Source organism: Streptosporangium lutulentum (genome assembly GCF_030811455.1).
GTDB lineage: Bacteria > Actinomycetota > Actinomycetes > Streptosporangiales > Streptosporangiaceae > Streptosporangium > Streptosporangium lutulentum.
In genome coordinates this window covers 10,145,848-10,165,509 of record NZ_JAUSQU010000001.1, presented here as the reverse complement: position 1 = coordinate 10,165,509, position 19,662 = coordinate 10,145,848, and the positions used below count along the sequence as shown (strand labels likewise).

The 19,662-nt window shown below is 69.4% G+C and carries 19 protein-coding genes; 13 read left to right on the top strand and 6 right to left on the bottom strand.

From position 1 onward, the window contains the following. Positions 1-42: 42 nt before the first annotated feature. The 3 genes from J2853_RS45700 to J2853_RS45690 all read right to left on the bottom strand — a co-directional run bounded on the left by J2853_RS45700 (position 43) and on the right by J2853_RS45690 (position 3,126). The gene (locus tag J2853_RS45700) at positions 43-798 is read right to left on the bottom strand and encodes a LutC/YkgG family protein (RefSeq protein WP_307568303.1); all 756 of its coding nucleotides are present in this window, start codon (positions 796-798) and stop codon (positions 43-45) included. Beyond that, a complete protein-coding gene (locus J2853_RS45695; RefSeq protein ID WP_307568301.1) occupies positions 795-2,210 on the bottom strand; it encodes a lactate utilization protein B in 1,416 nt (471 codons plus the stop codon). Before J2853_RS45695 ends, J2853_RS45700 begins: the two co-directional genes overlap by 4 nt. Before the next feature lie 85 nt (positions 2,211-2,295). Beyond that, complete coding sequence (locus J2853_RS45690; protein ID WP_307568298.1) at positions 2,296-3,126, bottom strand: (Fe-S)-binding protein; 831 nt, start codon at positions 3,124-3,126, stop codon at positions 2,296-2,298. Positions 3,127-3,195: 69 nt separating this feature from the next. On the opposite strand from J2853_RS45690, the gene J2853_RS45685 reads away from it, so the two are divergent. Then, on the top strand, positions 3,196-4,101 hold the full coding sequence (locus J2853_RS45685) for a FadR/GntR family transcriptional regulator (RefSeq protein ID WP_307568296.1): 906 nt from the start codon (positions 3,196-3,198) through the stop codon (positions 4,099-4,101). 16 nt (positions 4,102-4,117) lie between these two features. Here the strand turns inward: J2853_RS45685 and J2853_RS45680 are convergent, their stop codons facing one another. Beyond that, positions 4,118-5,620 (bottom strand): sulfatase family protein, encoded by a 1,503-nt coding sequence (locus J2853_RS45680; protein ID WP_307568294.1) that lies wholly within the window; start codon positions 5,618-5,620, stop codon positions 4,118-4,120. A 108-nt stretch (positions 5,621-5,728) separates the two neighbouring features. On the opposite strand from J2853_RS45680, the gene J2853_RS45675 reads away from it, so the two are divergent. The 3 genes from J2853_RS45675 (at position 5,729) to J2853_RS45665 (ending at position 8,406) form a co-directional block, all read left to right on the top strand. Beyond that, positions 5,729-6,748 (top strand): LLM class F420-dependent oxidoreductase, encoded by a 1,020-nt coding sequence (locus tag J2853_RS45675; protein ID WP_307568293.1) that lies wholly within the window; start codon positions 5,729-5,731, stop codon positions 6,746-6,748. An 89-nt stretch (positions 6,749-6,837) separates the two neighbouring features. Continuing rightward, on the top strand, positions 6,838-7,488 hold the full coding sequence (locus J2853_RS45670) for a response regulator (RefSeq protein WP_307568292.1): 651 nt from the start codon (positions 6,838-6,840) through the stop codon (positions 7,486-7,488). A gap of 135 nt (positions 7,489-7,623) precedes the next feature. Beyond that, complete coding sequence (locus tag J2853_RS45665; RefSeq protein WP_307568291.1) at positions 7,624-8,406, top strand: DUF4328 domain-containing protein; 783 nt, start codon at positions 7,624-7,626, stop codon at positions 8,404-8,406. A gap of 90 nt (positions 8,407-8,496) precedes the next feature. Here the strand turns inward: J2853_RS45665 and J2853_RS45660 are convergent, their stop codons facing one another. Next, positions 8,497-8,763, bottom strand: coding sequence for a DUF6504 family protein (locus tag J2853_RS45660; protein ID WP_307568290.1), 267 nt, complete (start codon positions 8,761-8,763; stop codon positions 8,497-8,499). A 72-nt stretch (positions 8,764-8,835) separates the two neighbouring features. Then, on the bottom strand, positions 8,836-9,591 hold the full coding sequence (locus J2853_RS45655) for a GntR family transcriptional regulator (protein WP_307568289.1): 756 nt from the start codon (positions 9,589-9,591) through the stop codon (positions 8,836-8,838). 355 nt (positions 9,592-9,946) lie between these two features. On the opposite strand from J2853_RS45655, the gene J2853_RS45650 reads away from it, so the two are divergent. The 9 genes from J2853_RS45650 (at position 9,947) to J2853_RS45610 (ending at position 19,579) form a co-directional block, all read left to right on the top strand. Then, the gene (locus J2853_RS45650; protein ID WP_307568287.1) at positions 9,947-11,113 is read left to right on the top strand and encodes an ABC transporter substrate-binding protein; all 1,167 of its coding nucleotides are present in this window, start codon (positions 9,947-9,949) and stop codon (positions 11,111-11,113) included. 3 nt (positions 11,114-11,116) lie between these two features. Beyond that, positions 11,117-11,998, top strand: a complete 882-nt coding sequence (locus J2853_RS45645; RefSeq protein WP_307568285.1) for an ABC transporter permease — start codon at positions 11,117-11,119, stop codon at positions 11,996-11,998. Continuing rightward, positions 11,986-12,846 (top strand): ABC transporter permease, encoded by an 861-nt coding sequence (locus tag J2853_RS45640; RefSeq protein ID WP_307568283.1) that lies wholly within the window; start codon positions 11,986-11,988, stop codon positions 12,844-12,846. The genes J2853_RS45645 and J2853_RS45640 overlap by 13 nt, the downstream gene beginning before the upstream one ends. Further along, complete coding sequence (locus J2853_RS45635; protein WP_307568281.1) at positions 12,843-13,928, top strand: ABC transporter ATP-binding protein; 1,086 nt, start codon at positions 12,843-12,845, stop codon at positions 13,926-13,928. Before J2853_RS45640 ends, J2853_RS45635 begins: the two co-directional genes overlap by 4 nt. Then, entirely contained in the window at positions 13,918-14,676 is a 759-nt protein-coding gene (locus tag J2853_RS45630; RefSeq protein WP_307568279.1) for an HAD family hydrolase, read from the top strand. The genes J2853_RS45635 and J2853_RS45630 overlap by 11 nt, the downstream gene beginning before the upstream one ends. Positions 14,677-14,713: 37 nt before the next feature. After that, a complete protein-coding gene (locus tag J2853_RS45625; protein WP_307568278.1) occupies positions 14,714-16,513 on the top strand; it encodes a serine/threonine-protein kinase in 1,800 nt (599 codons plus the stop codon). Positions 16,514-16,604: 91 nt separating this feature from the next. Continuing rightward, the gene (locus J2853_RS45620; RefSeq protein ID WP_307568276.1) at positions 16,605-17,894 is read left to right on the top strand and encodes an AAA family ATPase; all 1,290 of its coding nucleotides are present in this window, start codon (positions 16,605-16,607) and stop codon (positions 17,892-17,894) included. 62 nt (positions 17,895-17,956) lie between these two features. After that, positions 17,957-18,532 (top strand): RloB family protein, encoded by a 576-nt coding sequence (locus J2853_RS45615; RefSeq protein ID WP_307568275.1) that lies wholly within the window; start codon positions 17,957-17,959, stop codon positions 18,530-18,532. A gap of 87 nt (positions 18,533-18,619) precedes the next feature. After that, positions 18,620-19,579, top strand: coding sequence for a quinone oxidoreductase family protein (locus J2853_RS45610; protein ID WP_307568274.1), 960 nt, complete (start codon positions 18,620-18,622; stop codon positions 19,577-19,579). Positions 19,580-19,662: the final 83 nt, after the last annotated feature.

Sequence of the window (19,662 nt, the reverse complement as noted above, 5' to 3'; positions counted from 1 at the left end):
CCGAGCGCGACCTCAGGCCGGGCGTTCTCACTCGCCCGCCTCTCAGCGGACGATCACGACCTCGAGCGTGCGCGGACCGTGCACGCCCTCGACGCGGTTCAGCTCGATGTCGCTGGTCGCCGAGGGACCGCTGATCCAGGTCAGCGGCCTGACGGGGTCGAGCCGGGCGACGGCCTCGGGCACACCCGCCACGATCTGCCCTACCCGCACCACGCACAGGTGGTAGTCCGGCACCAGGGTCAGCGCCCGCCGCCCCTGGGCCGCTCCCGCGTCCAGCACGATCGTGCCGGTCTCGGCGATCCCCACCGCGCACCCGGTGATCACCCCGTCGACCGCGTCGAGCTCCGCCGCGCTCAGCGCGGGCTCGTCCCGCACGGACCGCACGGCCCCCGCTCCGGAGCCGGACCGCACGGCCTCCGCCACGCGAGCCGCCTCCACCCCCGCCGCCCATTCGGCGGGCAGCCCGTCCGGCACCACCACCCGGGTGACCGCCCGCCGCTCCAGCGCGGACGTGATCACTCCCGCCACCTCGCCGGGGTCCGCCACGTGCACCACGGCCCGGTAGTCGGCCACCCTCTCGGCGAACAGCTCCACCACCCCGGCCAGGTCCGACGACGTACGGTAGGCCCGGGTGATCTCGACGTCGGGGGCTCCGGCCACGGCCGCGCGGATCCTCGACAGGATCAGCTCCCTGCTTCTCGCGCTCGCCTGGGGTCCCCGGTGATCTCGCGAGTCCCGCCCCCGTGCCTCCGCCGGGGGTTCGAGGCCGGGCTGGGGTCCGGCTGCTCCGCCGCTCATCGGGCGCCTCCATCGGTACGGTTCCACCAGTCGCGGAAGGACTCGGCGGGGATGTCGGGGATGTCGCGGGTGTTGGTCCAGCCGGACAGCGGTCCGGGGAGGCGTTTGGGGACGAACCTACGGAGACGACTACCGAGGCGCTGGGTGCGCCCCAGCCGTCCCGGACGGTTGAGCACCCATCCGGCGGCCCGCATGCCCAGGCGTTCGGCACGCGCGTGGGGGGCCTTGCCCCGCAGGTGGACCAGGACCTCCGGGATGTCGATCGCCACCGGGCAGACCTCGAAGCAGGCGCCGCAGAGCGTGGAGGCGTAGGGCAGGGACGCGTCCACCGCGGAGCTCATTCCCCGCAGCTGCGGGGTGAGGATCGCACCGATCGGGCCGGGGTAGACCGAACCGTAGGAGTGGCCGCCCGCGCGTTCGTAGACCGGGCAGACGTTCAGGCAGGCCGAACAGCGGATGCACCTCAGCGCCTGGCGGCCGACCTCGTCGGCCAGGACCTGGGTGCGGCCGTTGTCGAGCAGGACGAGGTGGAACTCCTGGCCTTCGACCGCGCCGGTCCAGGCGGAGGTGTAGGGGTTCATCCGCTCGCCGGTGGAGCTCCTGGGCAGAAGCTGGAGGAAGACCTCCAGGTCCCGCCAGCTCGGCAGCAGCTTCTCGATGCCGACCACGCTGATCAGCGTCTCGGGCAGGGTGAGGCACATCCGGCCGTTGCCCTCGGACTCCAGGATCACCAGCGTGCCGGTCTCGGCGATCATGAAGTTGGCGCCGGAGACCGCGACCTTGGTCGACAGGAAGCGCTCTCGCAGGTGGAGCCGGGCCGCCTCGGCGAGTGCGCTGGGCTCGTCGGTCAGCCCCTCGGGTGCCGCGCGACCCCAGTCGGCCATCTTGTCCTGGAAGATCTCGCGGATCTCCGAACGGTTCCGGTGGATCGCCGGAACCAGGATGTGCGAGGGCCAGTCGTCGCCGAGCTGCACGATCAGCTCGGCCAGGTCGGTTTCGTAGGCGGTGATGCCCTCCGCCTGGAGGGCCTCGTTGAGGCCGATCTCCTGGGTCGCGATCGACTTGACCTTGACCACGCTGGTCTCGCCGGTGGCCTTGACCAGATCGGCGACGATCCGGTTGGCCTCATCCGCGTCGGCCGCCCAGTGAACGTGGCCGCCCGCCTCGGTGACGGCCTCCTCCAGCTGGAGGAGGTAGCGCTCCAGGTTGCGCAGGGTGTGGTCCTTGATCTCCTTGCCCGCCTGGCGGAGCTCCATCCAGTCGGGCAACTCGGCGACCACGCCGGCCCGCTTGCCGCGGATCGTGTGCGTGGCCTTGCGGAGGTTGAACCTGAGCTGCGAGTTCTGTACGGCCGCCGCGGCGTTCTCGGGAAACGCGGGCATGCCGAGGAATGTGTTGTTGCCCCCGCTCATCGCACGGCCCCTTCCCCGGACGACGGCGCTTCGCGGTCGTGAGGAGCGCGGTGCCCGGACGTCGCGGGCACTCGTGTGGCGTCGATCATCGGGTGACCTCCGTGGCGGCGAGGATCTCGGCGAGATGCATGATCCGGACCCCGGTGCGCTGCCGCTTGAGGGTGCCTCCGATGTGCATCAGGCAGGAGTTGTCGGCGGCGCACAGCACCTCCGCACGGGTGCTGACGACGTTGTGCACCTTGTCGCCGCACATGGCCGCGGAGATCGCCGGGTTCTTCACCGCGAAGGTGCCGCCGAACCCGCAGCATTCGTCGGCCCCGGGGAGCGGGACCAGTTCCAGGCCCCTGACCTGTTCGAGCAGGCGGGTGGGACGGTCTCCCAGGTGGAGGCCCCGCAGGGAGTGACAGGTCGGGTGGTAGGTCACCCGGTGCGGGAAGTAGGCGCCGACGTCGGTGACGCCGAGGACGTCGATCAGGAACTCGGAGAGGTCGTAGACCTTCGGCGTCAGCGCGGCGACCTCGTCGGCGAAGGAGACGGGCCCTCCGGAGGAGGGGACCCGCACCCGTCCCGCCGGTGCGACGCCGGCCACGGTGGCGTCCGCGGACGTCCCGGCCGCGGGGACGGCGGCGGGGGCGGTCGCGCGGGTCAGCCTCGGGTACTGCTCGCGGACCATGGCGGCGCACGATCCCGACGGGGCGACGACCGCGTCGTACTCGGCGAAAACGTCCACGAAGTGCCGGGCCAGCAGCCTGCCCTCCTCGGGATATCCCGTGTTGACGTGCATCTGACCACAGCAGGTCTGCGCCTGGGGGAACTCGACGTCACATCCGAGGCGGCGTAGCAGCGTCACGACCGCCTGTCCGGTGCCGGGGAACAGTGTGTCGTTCACACATGTGATGAACAGGGCGACGCGCACGACACTCCTTTCGCTTTATGGTCTGACCACAGTATGGTCTGACCATATTTTCCCACAAGAGGAGGACTCTTGAGCGAATGGCAGCCGGTCCGGCGCACCCGGGCGTTCGAGGATGTGATCGCCCAGATCGAGCTGCGCATCGCGGGCGACGGGCTCACGGTGGGCGACCGCCTGCCGGCCGAGCGCCACCTCGCCGAACAGCTCCGGGTCAGCCGCTCGTCGGTGCGCGAGGCGATGCGGGTGCTGGAGACGCTCGGCGTGGTGTCGTCGCAGGCCGGACGGGGCCCCGACGCGGGCGCCGTACTGATCTCCAAGCCCGCGGAGGCCCTGACCGACCTGCTCAGACTCCACCTCGGGCTGTCGAGCCTCTCCCTCGACGAGGTCGTCGACGCCCGGTTGATGATCGAGCAGTGGTCCGCCGCGCACGCCTCCGTCCACGGCGCCGATCTGTCGGCCCTGACCTCCGCGCTGGAGCGGATGGAACGTGCCACGACGGCGGAGGAGTTCGTCGAGCACGACACCGCGTTCCACGTCGGCATCGCCGAGGCTTCGGGAAACCGGCTGATCGCCGCCATCATGCTCTCCCTTCGGGACTCGCTCCGCCGCTACGCCGTCGAGGCCGTCGAACGTCTCGGCGGCACGGCCGGGCTCATGGCCGACCATCATCGGATCCACCGGGCCATCGCCGCCGGAGACTCCGCGGGGGCGACGGCCGCCGTCGAAGCCCACCTGCGGTACGCCTACCCCGACATCTCACCGGCCCTTCGGCCCGGGGGGCAGGAGGCGTGGCCGGCCGACCCCCTGCCGTCCGGCCCGGGGACAGGGGCGGAAAGTCCCGTGGCACAGGGCTCACCGCTGTCCGGCCCCGGGGCCGGGTCGTCCGCGGCGGAAGGCTCACCGCCGTACGACCCCGGGGCCGGGTGGTCCGCGGCGGAAGGCTCACCGCCGTACGACCCCGGGGACAGGATCGGCTGATCCCTCGACACGGGGCTCACTGCCCCTTCGGTCCCGGGACCAGGGACGGGGCCGTAGACAGGACGGGCAGCGAGGGCGGCCGGACGGAGTCGGCCGAACGGCAGTTCGCACCCGAACAGGAGACCAGCGCGTCGAGCTGCTGGTTGAACTCGGCGATCACCGACAGCGGGACCCTGGCTGCGAGGTTGTGAAGCTCATAGGGGTCCCTGGCCAGGTCGTACAGCTGGTATTCACCGGTCGCGTAGCGGACGAAGAGGCTCTCCGCGGTTCGCATGCCCGAGTAGGGGGGGACCGGCGTCTGCCGGGCCGAACTCCGGTTGGTCGGGCGATAGAACTCCAGCAGCACGTTCTGGCGCCAGCCCGGAGGGGTCCGGCCCCGCAGGAGCGGGAGCAGGGAACGGCCTTCGGCGAAGCTCGGAAGCACGGCTCCGCCGAGCTGGGTGAAGGTCGGGGCGAGGTCCACGCTGGAGCTCATGTCGCCGACGACGCCACCGGCCCGGATGCCCGGCCCGCGCACCAGCAGGGGCACCTTGATCGACTCGTCGAACGGGGTGGTCTTCCCCTGCGCGAGCCGGTGCTGGCCCAGGTGGAACCCGTTGTCGGAGCTGAAGAAGATGTAGGTGTTCTCCAGCTTTCCGGTGGCTCGCAGGCTCTCGATCAGAGTGCCGACCATGTCGTCCACGCTGAGCATGGACCTGAGCCGGTTGCGGTAGCGCTCGTCGATCTTCGCGATCGTTCGCTCGCTGAACCTCGGCAGGGCCCGCAGCCAGGCGGGCTCGTCCTTCACGTCGCTCTGGTCGAAGGAGCCGGTGCGAGGCGCGATGGCGTCGGCGAAGGCGTCGCGGTACCGGGGAGCGTAACTGGCCGGGTTGTGCGGGCTGATCGGGGCGAGATACAGGAAGAACGGATCATCGCCCTGCTGGGTGACGAACGAATTCGCCTTCTGGGTGAGCACGTCCCCCAGATAGTCCTGGGCCAGGGCTCCGTAGTCTTTCAGCACGCCGTTCTCGTTAAGCGTGTAATTGTACTGCTGGTAGAGGTTTCGCACTGGAACAGCCCAGTCGTCCCACCCCTCTGGCACGTAGGTGGGCGCGGCGACGGTGCCCGGATAGTGGTTGAGGTATTTGCCCAGCAGTCCGGTTCGGTAGCCGGCCGACTTCATCCAGGTGCCGATTGTGGAACGTTCCAGGCCGGAGGTGAAGAACTTCTCGAAACCGCCCTCGGGCGCCGTGTTGGTCAGGACACCGTGGCTGTGAACGTACTGGCAGCGCAGGATCGACGCGCGGGACGGGCAGCACCAGGAGTCGGGGACGAAGAACCGGTCGAAGCGGGTGCCGCCAAGAGCGAGCAGTTTCCAGATATTTGGAAATTTCTGTAGGTCGCCGTCTTCCAGGTCATCAGCGAGGATGAACACGATATTGGGCTTTTCATCCGCCTGCGCCACGGCAGAGACCGTTCCCGAGGCGGCGATGGTGAGGAGCAAAATCAGGGAGAAAACCCTGCGGACAGCGTTAAGCACAGATGCTCGTTTCCCGGAAGACTGAATTTTGACACCTCCCATTCGACCGACAAAGGTAGAACGTGTTCTAATTACGAGGCGCATATTCGGTGTTCGGAGGAGACCTCCATGGGTAGTGATCTGAAGCTTGGCCTGAATCTCGGTTACTGGCAGCGTAACTCCGACGACTCCACCGAACTCGTCCAGGTCGCCGAACGACTGGGATACGAGTCCGTCTGGACCGCCGAGGCGTACGGCAGCGACGCTTTCACCCCACTGGCCTGGTACGGGGCGCGGACCTCCCGCATCAAGCTGGGCACTTCCGTGGTCCAGATCTCGGCCAGGACCCCCGCCGCGACCGCGATGACCGCCATGACACTGGATCATCTGACAGGCGGTCGGCTGTTGCTCGGCATCGGCGCGTCCGGACCCCAGGTGGTCGAGGGCTGGTACGGAAGACCATTCCCCAAGCCGCTGGCCCGCACCCGTGAATACGTCGAGATCATGCGCAAAATCTGGCGGCGCGAGGGGCCGGTGACCAGCGACGGCGAGCACTACCCGCTCCCCTACCCGGGCGGGGCGAACCTGGGCAAGCCGTTGAAGCTGATCACCACTCCCCTCCGCGCCGAGATCCCCCTCTACCTGGGCGCCGAGGGACCCAAGAACGTCGCGCTCGCCGGTGAGATCGCCGACGGCTGGCTGCCGCTGTTCGTGTTCCCGGAGAAGATCGAGCAGATGTACGGCCCGTCCCTGGCCGGCACCGGGCCGGACTTCGACATCGCCGCCATGGTCATGACGGTGATCACCGACGACGTCAGGTCCGCGCTGGACGGCGTGAAGATGATGCTGACCCTCTACATCGGCGGCATGGGCGCCAAGAGCCGCAACTTCCACGCCGACATCATCGGCAGGATGGGCTACGCCGAGGCCGCCGAGGAGATCCAGGCGCTCTATCTGGCCGGGCGCAAGGACGAGGCGTTCAACGCGATCCCGGACGAACTGGCCGACGGCATCTCCCTGGTCGGCCCGGCGGGCCGGATCCGCGAGCGCCTGGAGCTGTGGCGCAAGAGCCCTGTCACCAACCTGCTGGTGATGGGCCCCCGTGACGAGACCTCGTTGAAGACGATCCGCGACCTGGTCCTGGGCTGAGCTCCGCCCACCGGGCGCCGGGCGGGTCCATATATCAGGACATCGTCTGAAAGGTCGATGTCACGCCTCCAACTGGCAGAATCCATCGAATGACGATTCGGGTGCTCATCGCGGACGACCAGCAGCTTGTGCGGACCGGTTTCCAGATGATTCTGGACGCCCAGCAGGACATGGAGGTCGTGGCGACCGCCGCGAACGGCGCCGAGGCGGTCGAGCAGGCACGGAGACTCCGGCCCGACGTGTGCCTGCTGGACATCCGGATGCCCCGGCTGGACGGCCTGGAGGCCACCCGGATCCTGGCCGGGCCGGGGGTTCCCGACCCGCTGCGGGTGGTCATCGTCACCACCTTCGACCTGGACGAGTACGTCTACGGAGCACTGCGCGCCGGGGCGACCGGGTTCCTGCTGAAGGACAGCGGACCGGCGCTGCTCATCGAGGCGATCCGGGCCGCGGCGGCCGGGGACGCGCTGGTGTCGCCCTCGGTGACCGTCCGCCTGCTCGAACACCTGGCCCCTCCCCGGGTCGGCGCCACCCGGTCGCCCAGCGAACCTCTCACCGAACGCGAACTGGACGTGGTCCGCCGGGTGGCCAGGGGGCGGACCAACCAGGAGGTCGCCGCCGAGTTGTTCGTCTCGTTGTCCACCGTCAAGACACATCTGGGGAGCATCCAGGTGAAGCTCGGCGCCAGGAACCGGGTGGAGATCGCGGCTTGGGCATGGGAGTCAGGTGTTGTGAGCTGATTTAGCAAAGGAGGAGCCTGATTAGCAGAGGAGCAGACGGGATAAAAGAAGGGCAAGTCCTTCAGCGCATGCCGGGGGGAGATATACATGCGCTTCACCTCGCCTTCAGAGAAGTTTTCGCCAAGAAGGTCAGTTTTGACCGTCTATGCGACTCTTGCCGCCCAGGTGTTCGCGACTGCCGCCCTGGTCGTGTTCGAACAGGCCCGCGGCCGGCAACTGGCCCGGGAGATCTCGGCGCTCGGCGGCGACCCCCATGCCCCCGGCGCGCAGGCCGTCGTCGGCGCCGTCACCCTCTTCGCCATCCTGATCATGTTCGTCGCCGCGACCACGATCGCGGTCGTCGTCGCGTGCATGATCTGGCTGATCCGGGCCAGGCGGGACACGGGGCAGGCCAGGCCGGCGGCCCCCTCGGTCCTGGCCGGCTGGTTCGTGCCGGGGGTCAACCTGATCGCCCCGCCGGTGATGATGGATCGCCTGTGGTGGGCCTCACGCCCTCCGGTGAACCGCCGTACTCGCTGGCTGACGCTGCTCACCGCCTGGTGGCTGAGCTGGCTGGCCGCGCTCACGCTGGTCCTGGTGAGGCTGTCGTCCGGCACGTCCAAGGGGAGCACCGCCCTGACCGGTCTCGGCCCGGTCGAGCTGGCCGCCGTCACGATCGCCGCCCTGCTGTGCGCGGCGACCGTCCGGCAGATCTCCAGGATCCAGGCCGTGGGGGCGCAGCGCCGGCGCCGGATCGCGGAAGGCGGCGGCGTCGCGCGGCCCTTTCCGCAGATCGCCGCGGAGCTGACCCCGCACACCGGCGCGGGGCCGGCCTCGCACACCGCCCCGTTCCTCAGCGCGGAGCCGCCCTCGCGCGTCGCCCCGGCCATCACCGGCGAGCAGGCCCCGCAGGCCGTCCCGCAGACCGCTCCGAACTGAGGCCGCCCCCGGCCCCAAAGGACAGGGCATCCGCCCCGGAGGCCCGGCGATCTCGTGGGTTGTCCCGGCGCAGGGGCCGAGGGCGAGAGGTCAGTCCAGTGCCCTCATCAGCAGCCAGCCCTCGGCGGCGGTGTCGAAGCGGAGCTCGTAGGTGCCGGCCCCGCCGCCGGGGCCCGCCTCAAGGCGCCAGAACCGCCGCTCGCCCGGATCGCTCTCGGAGATCTTCCACAACTCACGCGAGACCACCCAGTGATCGAGGATCCGGCGGACGGTGTGAAGCCGGTCGCGCCAGACGAACTGGACCGGTTGCCCCTCCCGGGTCCATACCTCGATCGGGTCGCCGTAAAGTCTGCTCAAGACATCTCTCCCCCCGCGGCCTTCGGATGAGCACCCGGGGGAAGGCGGGTTCACTGTGTCGAACATACGTTCTTATGGGCTCGGGCGCAAGTCGCCCATCTGCCGTACCAACGGATTGGCGTCCACCGAGTTGCGGATGCTGAAGGTCACGCTCCCCGCGCGGTAGCGGTCGTCGGACCATTCGACCGGGCGTCCGTCGTGCGTGGTGGTGACCCGGCGCTGGCGCAGCAGAGGACTGCCGCGCCGTACGGCCAGCAGCTGGGCGTCCTGGACGCCCGCCGCGACCGCGTCGATGAGGTGCTCGCCATAGGCGAAGACCAGGCCGACGCTCTCGAAGAGCGCCTGGGTGATCGACTCGCAGTCGTGGGCGATCCGCTCGACAGCCGGGGCGATCCACCCGGCGTAGACCGTCCGCTCCAGCATCGCGGGCTCACCGTCGAGCGAGCGGAGTCGCAGCACCGCCAGCACCGGATCACCCGGCTGGAGCGCCAGCCGGGCCGCCTCGGTGACGCTCGCGCCCAGACGGCGCTGTTCCAGCACCTGCCCGCTGACCCGGTAGCCCATCGCCCGCGCCCACTGCGCGAAGCTGTTCAGCTCGGCGAAGCTCTGGCTGCGCTCGCGGCCGAGCACGATACGTCTGGCCCCCTGCCTGGACCCGACCAGCCCCTCGGTGGCGAGCACGGCCACCGCCTGGCGGACCGTGCCCCGCGAGGCCGAGAAGCGAACGGCGAGCTCGGCCTCGGAGGGCAGTTGCGCGCCCACGGCGTACTCGCCGCGCACGATGGCGTCGCGCAGCTCTCCCGCGATGTCCATGTAGCGGGCCGTCATGATCGCGCCCCCTCGGACATCCGTCCGGGCATCCGCCCGAGCCTCTTCCGAAACGCCCTCCCGGACAACCGATTCGATCCCCGACTGCTACGCAACCTCGCCCCGCTCCTCACGCCTGCCCTCTCGTGCCCCGCCCCGGCGCGCGACGGAAACCTCCATCTGCGCGCACTGGGCGGCCGGTCCTGACCACACCCTAGGCACGTGGAGCCATTCGTAAAGCCCCAGTTGTTGCATTTCACTGACGTACTTCAGGTGTTCACTGAACGGAAACCGACTACCGACCTGCCAGGTCTAGCTTGTTTGTACAAGTTCCTCTACTTTCGTTGCTTATCGCGCCATCCCCTTGGGAGACAAAGTGATCGCATCTCGAATTCGCTTCGCAGGCCTGGCCGCGTTCCTCTTGGTGGGCGCCACGGCATGTGGTGCCGCTCCGAGCACCACCGCGGCCCCCGCCGCCTCCGGCGGTAGCGCCGCCGGCGTGGACGCCAGGACCGCCACCTCCGCGGCCGACTTCGGCGGGCTGGACAAGCTCGTCGAGGCGGCGAACAAGGAGGGCAAGCTCCACGTCATCGCACTCCCGCCCGACTGGGCGAACTACGGCAAGATCATCGCGGCCTTCAAGGCGAAGTACCCCGGCATCGAGATCGAGGAGGAGACTCCCGACGCCGCCAGCGCCGACGAGATCAACGCGGTGAAGACCCGCAAGGGTCAGGACCGCGCCCCCGACGTGCTCGACGTCGCCCAGTCCTTCGCGATCAGCGGCGCCGCCGAGGGCCTGTTCGCGCCCTACAAGGTCCAGACGTGGGACAAGATCCCCGAGAACCAGAAGGAGGCGACCGGCCTCTGGTTCAACGACTACGGCGGCTACGTCTCCATCGGCTGCGACGCCAAGAAGATCACCACCTGCCCGACGAGCTTCGCCGACCTGCTCAAGCCCGAGTACAAGGGCAAGGTCGCGATGAACGGCAACCCGACCCAGTCCGGCTCGGCGTTCGCGGGCGTGTTCGCCGCGGCCCTGGCCAACGGCGGCTCCTTCGACGACATCCAGCCCGGCCTGGACTTCTTCAAGAAGCTGAAGGCCGCGGGCAACTTCAACCCGGTGGAGACCACCCCCGCCACCATCGAGAAGGGCGAGACCCAGATCAGCATCGACTGGGACTACAACAACGCCGCCTACGCCCCGAAGATGGCGGAGAAGGGCCTGGACTGGAAGACGAACATCCCGTCCGACGGCAAGTTCCTCCAGCTCTACGCGCAGGCGATCAACAAGGACGCCCCGCACCCGGCCGCCGCCCGCCTGTGGCAGGAGTTCCTCTACAGCGCCGAGGGCCAGAACCTCTACCTGGCCGGCTTCGCCCGCCCGGTGCTGCTGCCCGCCATGAAGGCCGACGGCACGGTCGACGCCGCCGCCGAGGCCAACCTGCCCGCGGTGGAGGGTGAGCCCACCTTCCCGACCGAGGAGCAGAACAACAAGGCGAAGGAAGTCCTGGCCTCCGGCTGGGGCGCCGCTGTCGCGGGCTGATCGATGACGACCGACGGAGGTACGGCTGCCCGGGGCGGCAGCCGTACTCGCTCCAAGGGATGGCTCGCCGCCCTGCCCCTGCTCGCCTTCGTGGCGCTCGCCTTCGGGATCCCGGCGATCGCGCTGCTGTTCGGCGCGTTCACCGTCAAGGACCCGAAGACCCTCACCTCCTCGTTCAGCACCTCCAACCTGACCGAGAGCCTTCAGGGCAACTACCTCAACACCCTCATCAGCAGCGTGCAGCTGTCGGCCGTGGTCGCGGTGCTCGGCGCGATCCTGGGCACCTTCCTCGCCCAGGCCGTGGTGACCTCCCACTCCCGGGCGCTGCGCGAGTCGGTGCTCACCGCCTCGGGCGTTCTGGCCAACTTCGGCGGCGTGCCGCTGGCGTTCGCCTGGATCGCCACCCTGGGCAACGCCGGTGTGATCACCAAGGCCTTCGGGCTCGCCGACGGGAGCTGGAGCCTGTACAACTTCTGGGGCCTGGCCCTGGTCTACATGTACTTCTCGGTGCCCCTGATGGTCCTCACCGTGGTCCCCGCGCTGGACGGCCTCAAGCCGCAGTGGCGGGAGGCGGCCGGCAACAACGGCGCCACCACCTGGCAGTACTGGCGTCACGTCGGCATCCCGGTGCTGACGCCCTCGCTGCTCGGCGGCGTGGTCCTGCTGTTCGGCGGCGCGTTCGCCGCCTACGCCACCGCCAGGGCGATGGTCGGCAGCACGGTCCCGCTGGTCACCCTGCAGATCGCGGATGCCCTGACCGGCAACGTGCTCATCGGGCACGAGAACATGGCGCTCGCGCTCAGCCTCGACATGATCGTCATCGCAGGTCTGGTCATGGCGGTCTACCTGCCGCTGCAGAAGAGGAGCAGCCGATGGTTGCGGTGACTCCCGTCCTGGAGACCCCACAGGCCGTCTCCCCCGCCCGCCCGCGGCGCCCGAGGATCTGGCGCGGAGTGGTGCTGGGAATCGCGGCCGTCTACTTCCTGGTCCCGCTGGGAGCCTCGTTCTGGTACTCCGTCTACAACGACCAGCAGGGCTTCTCCCTCAGCGCCTACCTGGACATCTTCGGCGCCGAGGGCTTCGGCACCAGCATGCTGCTCTCGCTCGCGATGGCCGTCGCCACCATCGTGGTGGTCCTCGCCCTCACGCTCCCGGCGATGCTGGCCGTACGGCTCAGCGCGCCCAGGCTGGGCCCCGTGCTGGAGGTGATCTGCACGCTTCCGCTGGTCGTGCCGCCGATCACCTTCGTGGCCGGGATCAGCACGGTGCTGCGCTGGGGACCCGACTACCTGGCCGCCACCCCGCTGTGGGCGACCCTGATCGCGATCCAGAACGAGACGTTCCCCGTGGTGCTCGTGCTGGCCTACGTGGTGCTGGCGCTGCCGTTCGTCTACCGCTCGCTGGACTCCGGGCTGCGCGCGATCGACGTGCGCACCCTGGTGGAGGCGGCCCGCAACCTGGGCGCGTCGTGGCCCGAGGTCGTGTTCCGGGTCATCATCCCCAACCTGCGCACGGCCATCGCCAGTGCCTCGTTCCTCACCCTCGCGCTGGTGCTCGGCGAATACACCATCGCCGCGCTTCTCGGCTACCGAACCTTCCCGGTCTGGATCGTGACGATCTCCGGGGCCAACGGCCAGCTCTCCGTGGCCGTCTCGATCCTCAGCCTGCTGATCATCTGGCTGCTGTTGCTCACCCTGTCCAGCGCGGGTTCCAAACGAAGGAGCACCTCATGACCGCCAGCGTCGAGTTCAGGGGGTTGCGCCGCGTGTTCGGCCGCACGGTCGCCCTGGACGGCCTGGATCTGACCATCGCGCCCGGCGAGCTGATAGCTCTCCTCGGTCCCTCCGGCTGTGGCAAGACCACGGCGCTGCGGTGCGTGGCGGGCTTCGAGACCCCGGACGCGGGCGCCGTGCTCGTGGACGGCAAGGACATCACCCGCCTGCCCGCCAACCGCAGGGACGCGGGCATGGTCTTCCAGTCCTACAGCCTGTTCCCCAACCTCAACGTCCGCGACAACGTGGCGTTCGGGCTCCGGGTCCGCAAGGTTCCCACCGCCAAGCGCCACGCGCGGGCGGCGGAGCTGCTGGAGCTGGTCGGCCTTCCCACGCACGCCGAGCGCTACCCGCATGAGATGTCCGGCGGCCAGCAGCAACGCGTCGCCCTGGCCAGGGCGCTGGCGCTGGAGCCTCGCGTGCTGCTGCTGGACGAGCCGCTGTCGGCGCTGGACGCCAAGGTCCGCGTCACGCTCCGGGAGGAGATCCGGCGGCTCCAGCTCGAACTGGGCATCACCACCATCTTCGTGACCCACGACCAGGAGGAGGCGCTCTCGGCCGCCGACCGGGTCGCGGTGCTGCGCAACGGACGGCTGGAGCAGGTCGGGCCTCCGGCCGAGGTCTACGACCGGCCGTCCACGCCGTTCGTGGCCGAGTTCGTCGGCACGATGAACCACATCCCCGGCCGGCTGTCCGGCGACGAGGTCACGGCCCTCGGCCAGTTGCTCCCGGTGGACGGCCCGGTTCCCTCCTCCTCCGACGTCGACGTGCTGATCCGCCCCGAGGCGGTGCTCGTCACTCCCTCCTCCGAGGGGAGCGCGATGATCCTGGCGTCGTCGTTCCGCGGCTCGTCCGCGCGGCTGCGCGTACAGCTGGGCGAGCTGGAGGTCCTCTCCGACGTCCCCGGGCACGAGGCGATGCGGCTGGCCCCCGGCACGCGGGTGAGCGTCAGCCTGGTGCAGCGTCCCGTCCTGGTCGCCGAACGCACCGCCGCCGCGGTGAGCACGCCCGCCACATCAGGGAACCCCGCCGGTGTCAGTTGAGCTCCGGGCCGTCCTGTTCGACATGGACGGCACGCTCGTGGACACCGAGGGAATGTGGTGGGAGGCCTGTGTGGCGGTGGCGGCGGAACTCGGCCTGGAGCTGAGCGAGGCCGAAATCGATCACGTGCTCGGCCGGGCGGCCGAGCACGTGGCGGCCCACCTCCTGCGGCGCGCCCCGTCCTCCCCCGCCCCGTCCTCCCCGGTCCCGGACGCCCTGTCTCCCCCCGCCCCGGACGCACGGCCCGTCCCGGCCGACGCACGGCCCGAGCCGGCCGACGCGCGGCTCACCGAGGTCGGTGTGCGGCTCATCGAGGCCTTCGCGGAACGGATCGCGGAGGGGGTGACGCCGCTGCCGGGCGCGATCCGGCTGCTGGACGACCTGGGGGCGGCGGGCATGCCCGTCGCACTGGTCAGCGCCTCCCCCCGGCAGATCGTGGACATGGTGCTGCGCACGATCGGGGCGGAACGCTTCGCCCTGGTCGTGGCGGCCGAGGACACCGTACGCGCCAAGCCCCTGCCTGATCCGTACCTCAAGGCGGCCGCCGCCCTGGGCCTGGATCCGGCCGTGTGCGTGGCCGTGGAGGACAGCCCCACCGGCCTCGCCGCCGCTCACGCGGCCGGGTGCCGGGTGGTCGCGGTCTCCGACGCCATGCCGGTGCCGTACGACGTACTGATCGTGGACAGCCTGGAACGAGTGGATCTGCCGCTGTTGCGGCGGCTGGCCGGGGGGAGGACATCGGTAGGCTGAGCCACTCATGTGACCACATATGCGGTTAGGTACGACTGTGAACAATCTCAGTCCCGGTGACCCTCTCCAGATCGGGCGATACCGCGTGCTCAGCCAGCTGGGCAGAGGCGGGATGGGCACGGTCTACCTCGGTGAGTCCGCAGACGGGCAACAGGTCGCCGTCAAGGTGATCAATCCGGAGTACAGCCAGCACGAGCAGTTCCGGATGCGCTTTCGCCGGGAGGCCGACGCGGCCCAGCGGGTTCGCCGGTTCTGCACGGCCGCGGTGATCGAGGCGGCGCTCGACGGCGACCAGCTCTACGTCGTCACCGAATACGTGACCGGCCCGAACCTGGAGGAGGCCGTACGGGCTCAGGGGCCGCTGCGCGGCTCCAGCCTCGACGCGCTGGCGGTCGGCGTGGCGACCGCGCTGACCGCGATCCACAGCGCCGGGGTGGTGCACCGCGATCTCAAACCGTCCAACGTGCTGCTGTCCCCCATGGGCCCCCGAGTGATCGACTTCGGCATCGCCCGCGCGCTCGACACGCTCAGCGGGATCACCGGAACCGGCGAGATCATCGGCACGCCCCGCTACATGGCGCCCGAGGTGCTGCGCGGCGAGCCGGTCTCTCCCGCGTGCGACGTGTTCTCCTGGGGCTGCCTGGTGGCCTTCGCCGCCAGCGGCCGGCCGCCGTTCGGCGGGGAGGCGCTGCCCGCGATCCTGTACCAGGTGCTCAACACCGAGCCCTCGCTGGAGGCCATGGAGCCCGCGTTGCGGGAGCTGGTGACCTACGCCATCGCGAAGGACCCCCGCCACCGGCCCACCTCCCAGCAGGTCCTCGACCACCTGGTCGGCCGCTCCGCCGCACCCGAGCAGACGGCCCACTCGGTCCAGGCCGCCTGGCAGCAGAGCCCGCCCATGCAGAACCCACCCATGCATGGCTCGACCGTGCAGAACCCACCCATGCATGGCTCGACCGTGCAGAGCCCGCCCGCGGCGCACGGGACCGCGCCCTGGGCGGAGACCACCGCGGCCGCGGTGCGGCCCGACGGTCCCGGGCTCACGGCCCCGGCGTCCCCGCCCGCCAGGCGGCCGGCCGGCCGGCGGAAGACGCTCGTCGGAGCGGCGGTGGCGGTCCTGGTCGCGGCGGGCTCGGGGCTCGGCCTGTATCTCGCGCTCTCCCCCAGCGGTCCGCCCGACGACCTCGCCCTGCTCTACCAGGACGACTTCACCCAGAGCGGGACCGGCTGGAGCGGCGGTTCCTACGATCCGTCCGTCGGCAGGTACGGCTACGCCCCCGAGGGCTACTACGCCATGGATGTGAACGGCGACAACTCCCTCCTGCGGGAGGAGGCGCCGACCGGCTTCGTGAGTGCCCCTCCGGCGACCCCCGACCCCACGGCCAGCCCCACGCCGATCACCCCCGCCCGGCTGCTTCTCGGCGTCGACGTCGGGATCCGCTCCGGCAGCTCCGGCGTGGGTGAGTACGGGCTGTTCTGCCGCGGCAAGGACGACATCAAGGCCACGCGTTACGAGTTCCTGCTCGACACCGCGGGCAACGCCCGCATCCGCAAGTCCGTGGAGAGCGCGGGAGGCGAGCTCACCGCACCCGTCCCCGTCGACCTGCCCGAGAACCGGACCACCCGGCTCCAGGCCGAGTGCTCCGGCGACGCGGACGGCGTGCAGCTGACCATGTGGGTCAACGGCGAGCGGGTCCAGTCCGTCCGGGACACCAACCCCCTGCCCACCGGAGAGGTCGGCATGATGGCCCGGGTCGGCGAGAAGAGCAAGGCCACGCTCAAGACGTCGTTCGACAACTTCACCATGCACGGCCCCCTCTCCGCCAAACAGCCTTGAGACCACGCTTTGAACCCCTCATTAAGGGGAATACCTTCGTTATCGACCCTCAGATCGTATAGTTGGTTCTGGTTCACCGAAGGGATGCCCGATGCTGCTGCGGTTCCGGGTCGCCAACCACCGCTCGATCCGTGACGAGCAGACCCTGTCCCTGGTCACGGTTCCTCGAAGGGGAGAGCCGAAGCCACGGGTCTCCGAGATACCGCCGACCGTGAGCGTCGCGGGTGTCTACGGCGCGAACGCCTCGGGCAAGTCGAACCTCCTCGACGCGATGAGCTGGATGCTTCGCGCGATCCAGAATTCGCAGACAACGTGGGCACCCGACGGAGGGGTCCCGCGCCGCCCCTTCCTGTTGTCCGCCGACGGCTCCGGCAGGCCCTCGTTCTTCGAGGTCGACTTCGTCCATGAGGGCGTCCGCCACTCCTACGGCTTCGAGGTGGACGATCTGACGGTCACCGGAGAGTGGCTTCACTCGTTTCCACACGGCAGGCCCAGGCGCCTCTTCGAACGGACCGGACCAAGCACGTACGAGTTCGGGCGCGCGCTCACCGGCGAGGTTCAGCAGATCGCCATCCTGACCAGGGAAAACTCCCTGTACCTGTCCTCTGCGGCGTCGAACAACCATCCTCTGCTCGGCGGGCTCCATCATCATCTGACCCAGCGCGTCCACTTCGCCAAGCACGGCGACGATGACGAGCGCAGCCGCCTCCACGCGACGAAACGACTGCTGGCGAGTCCGGCCAGCGCCTCACGCGTCAACCGGCTTCTCCAGGTCGCCGACTTCGGGATCACCTCCGCGGAGATCGTCGAGGTGGACCTCAGTCCCAAGGTCGAAGAGATCATCGCCCAGTTCGACGAGATGACCGAGGAGATACGCGGCGAAATCCAATATCGGCTGAAGAACGAGATCCGTCTGACGCGAAGCGGAACGACGACCTCCCTGCCGATACAGCAGGAGAGCGCGGGAACGAGAGTCTGGCTGTCCATGATCGGATCGACCCTCGCCACGCTCGACACCGGAGACGTCCTCCTGATCGACGAGATCGACTCCAGCCTGCACCCGCTCCTCAGCTCCACCCTGATCCGGATGTTCAAGGACCCCGAGGTCAACAGGTACGGCGCGCAACTCATCTTCGCCTCGCACGACACCACCTTGCTGGGGTCGATGCTCGATGACGACCTCCTCGCCCGTGACGAGGTCTGGTTCACCGAGAAGGACGCCGCCGGCGCCACGACTCTCTACGCGCTCGCGGAGTTCCATCCCCGCAGAGACGAGAACATCGAGCGCGGCTACCTCCAGGGTCGCTACGGTGCGGTGCCGTATCTGAGCTACGACCAGATCCGCGAACTGTTCGACGAGAGGACCGACGAGCCAGGATGAGCACCCGGCGTAGCCCCCCACGCCTTGATCGGCCGACCGGCCGTAGAAATCCCAGGAAACGCGTGCTCATCGTCTGCGAGGGACGGGTCACCGAGATCGAGTATTTCCAGGGGATCCGCGATCATTTCAGATCGCTGTCCGTCGAGATCCATGACTGCCGGGTGATCGGGCTGGGGCGCGACCCGGCCTCCGTGGTCGGCCACGCGATTCAGGAACGCGACAAAAAGAAGCGCGAAGCTCGCACCCAGCACGATTCGAACATCGCCTACGACGAGGTCTGGTGTGTGGTCAACGTCGACGACCACATGACTCTGGGCCAGGCGCTGGTCGACGCCCGCCGGGGCAAAGTCAATCTGGTCGTCTCCTTTCCCTGCTTCGAGTTGTGGGTGCTCTATCACTTCCAGGACTACCCGGTGTCCACGAACAGGATCGAGATCCGGCGCAAGCTCAAGAGACATCTTCCCGAATACGACAAACATCTCGGCCTGGATTTCCCCTTTGAGCGATACGCAACCGCCCAGCAGCGAGCGGAGAAGGCGGATCCCGATCACTGTGAGCCCAACCGGCGGGGAAGCAATCCCTCGACCAATGTCTGGCTGGTCGTGGAGACGATCAGGCAGGCCGGACGACCCGTCTGAATTCCGGCTTCTCTCAAGGAACAACGAGTGATCGCCATGAGGTTGGGGACGATCAGAGCGTTCACCTGACCGAAGGAGCCCCACACGATGCGCGCCATAGTCGTCTCCGCCCCGGGCGGCCCCGATGCTCTCACCTATACCGATCACCCGGACCCCACGGTGAATCCCGGTGAGGTCCTGGTCGACGTCACCGCCGCCGGGGTGAACTTCATCGACGTGTACCACCGGATGGGCCGCTATCCGCTGTCCCTGCCCTTCGTTCCCGGCAAGGAGGGCGCGGGCACCGTCGCCGCGGTCGGCGAGGACGTGTCGGAGCTCGCCGTCGGCGACACCGTGGCGTGGGCGAGCGTGATCGGCAGCTACGCCTCGAAGGTCGTGGCGCCCGCGTCCCAGCTGCTCGCCGTACCCGACGGGGTCGAGGCCGAGGTCGCGGCGGCGGTCACGCTGCAGGGGCTGACCGCGCACTATCTGACCCACTCCACCTACGAGGTGAAGCCGGGCGACAGCGTGCTGGTGCACGCCGCCGCGGGAGGCATGGGCCTGCTGCTCACCCAGATCGCCAAGCTGCGCGGCGCCCGGGTGATCGGCACGGTCTCCACCGCCGAGAAGGAGGCCCTGGCCAGGCAGGCGGGCGCCGACGAGGTCCTCCGCTACAGCGGATTCGCCGAGGCGGTCCGTGACCTGACCGGCTCCGGCGTGCACGTCGTCTACGACGGCGTGGGCGCGACCACCTTCGACGAGAGCATCACCGCGCTGCGCCCGCGCGGCATGATGGCCCTGTACGGCCAGGCGAGCGGCCCGGTCCCGCCCGTCGACCCGCAGATCCTCTCCCAGCGGGGCGCGCTCTTCCTGACCCGTCCCACCCTCGACTTCTACATCGCGACCCGCGACGAACTGGCCTGGCGGGCCGCCGACCTCTACGGCTGGGTGGCCTCCGGAGCGCTCCGGGTTCACATCTCCCACCGCTACCCGCTGGCCGAGGCCGCCCAGGCGCACGAGGACCTCGAGGCCCGCCGCACGACCGGCAAGGTGCTGCTCGTTCCCTGAAGGTCCCTCCGTCGCCGTACGGCCACCGCACCACCTCGGCGGCTGTACGGCGACGTCGGCGCCCGCCGTGGCGCTCCCGACGC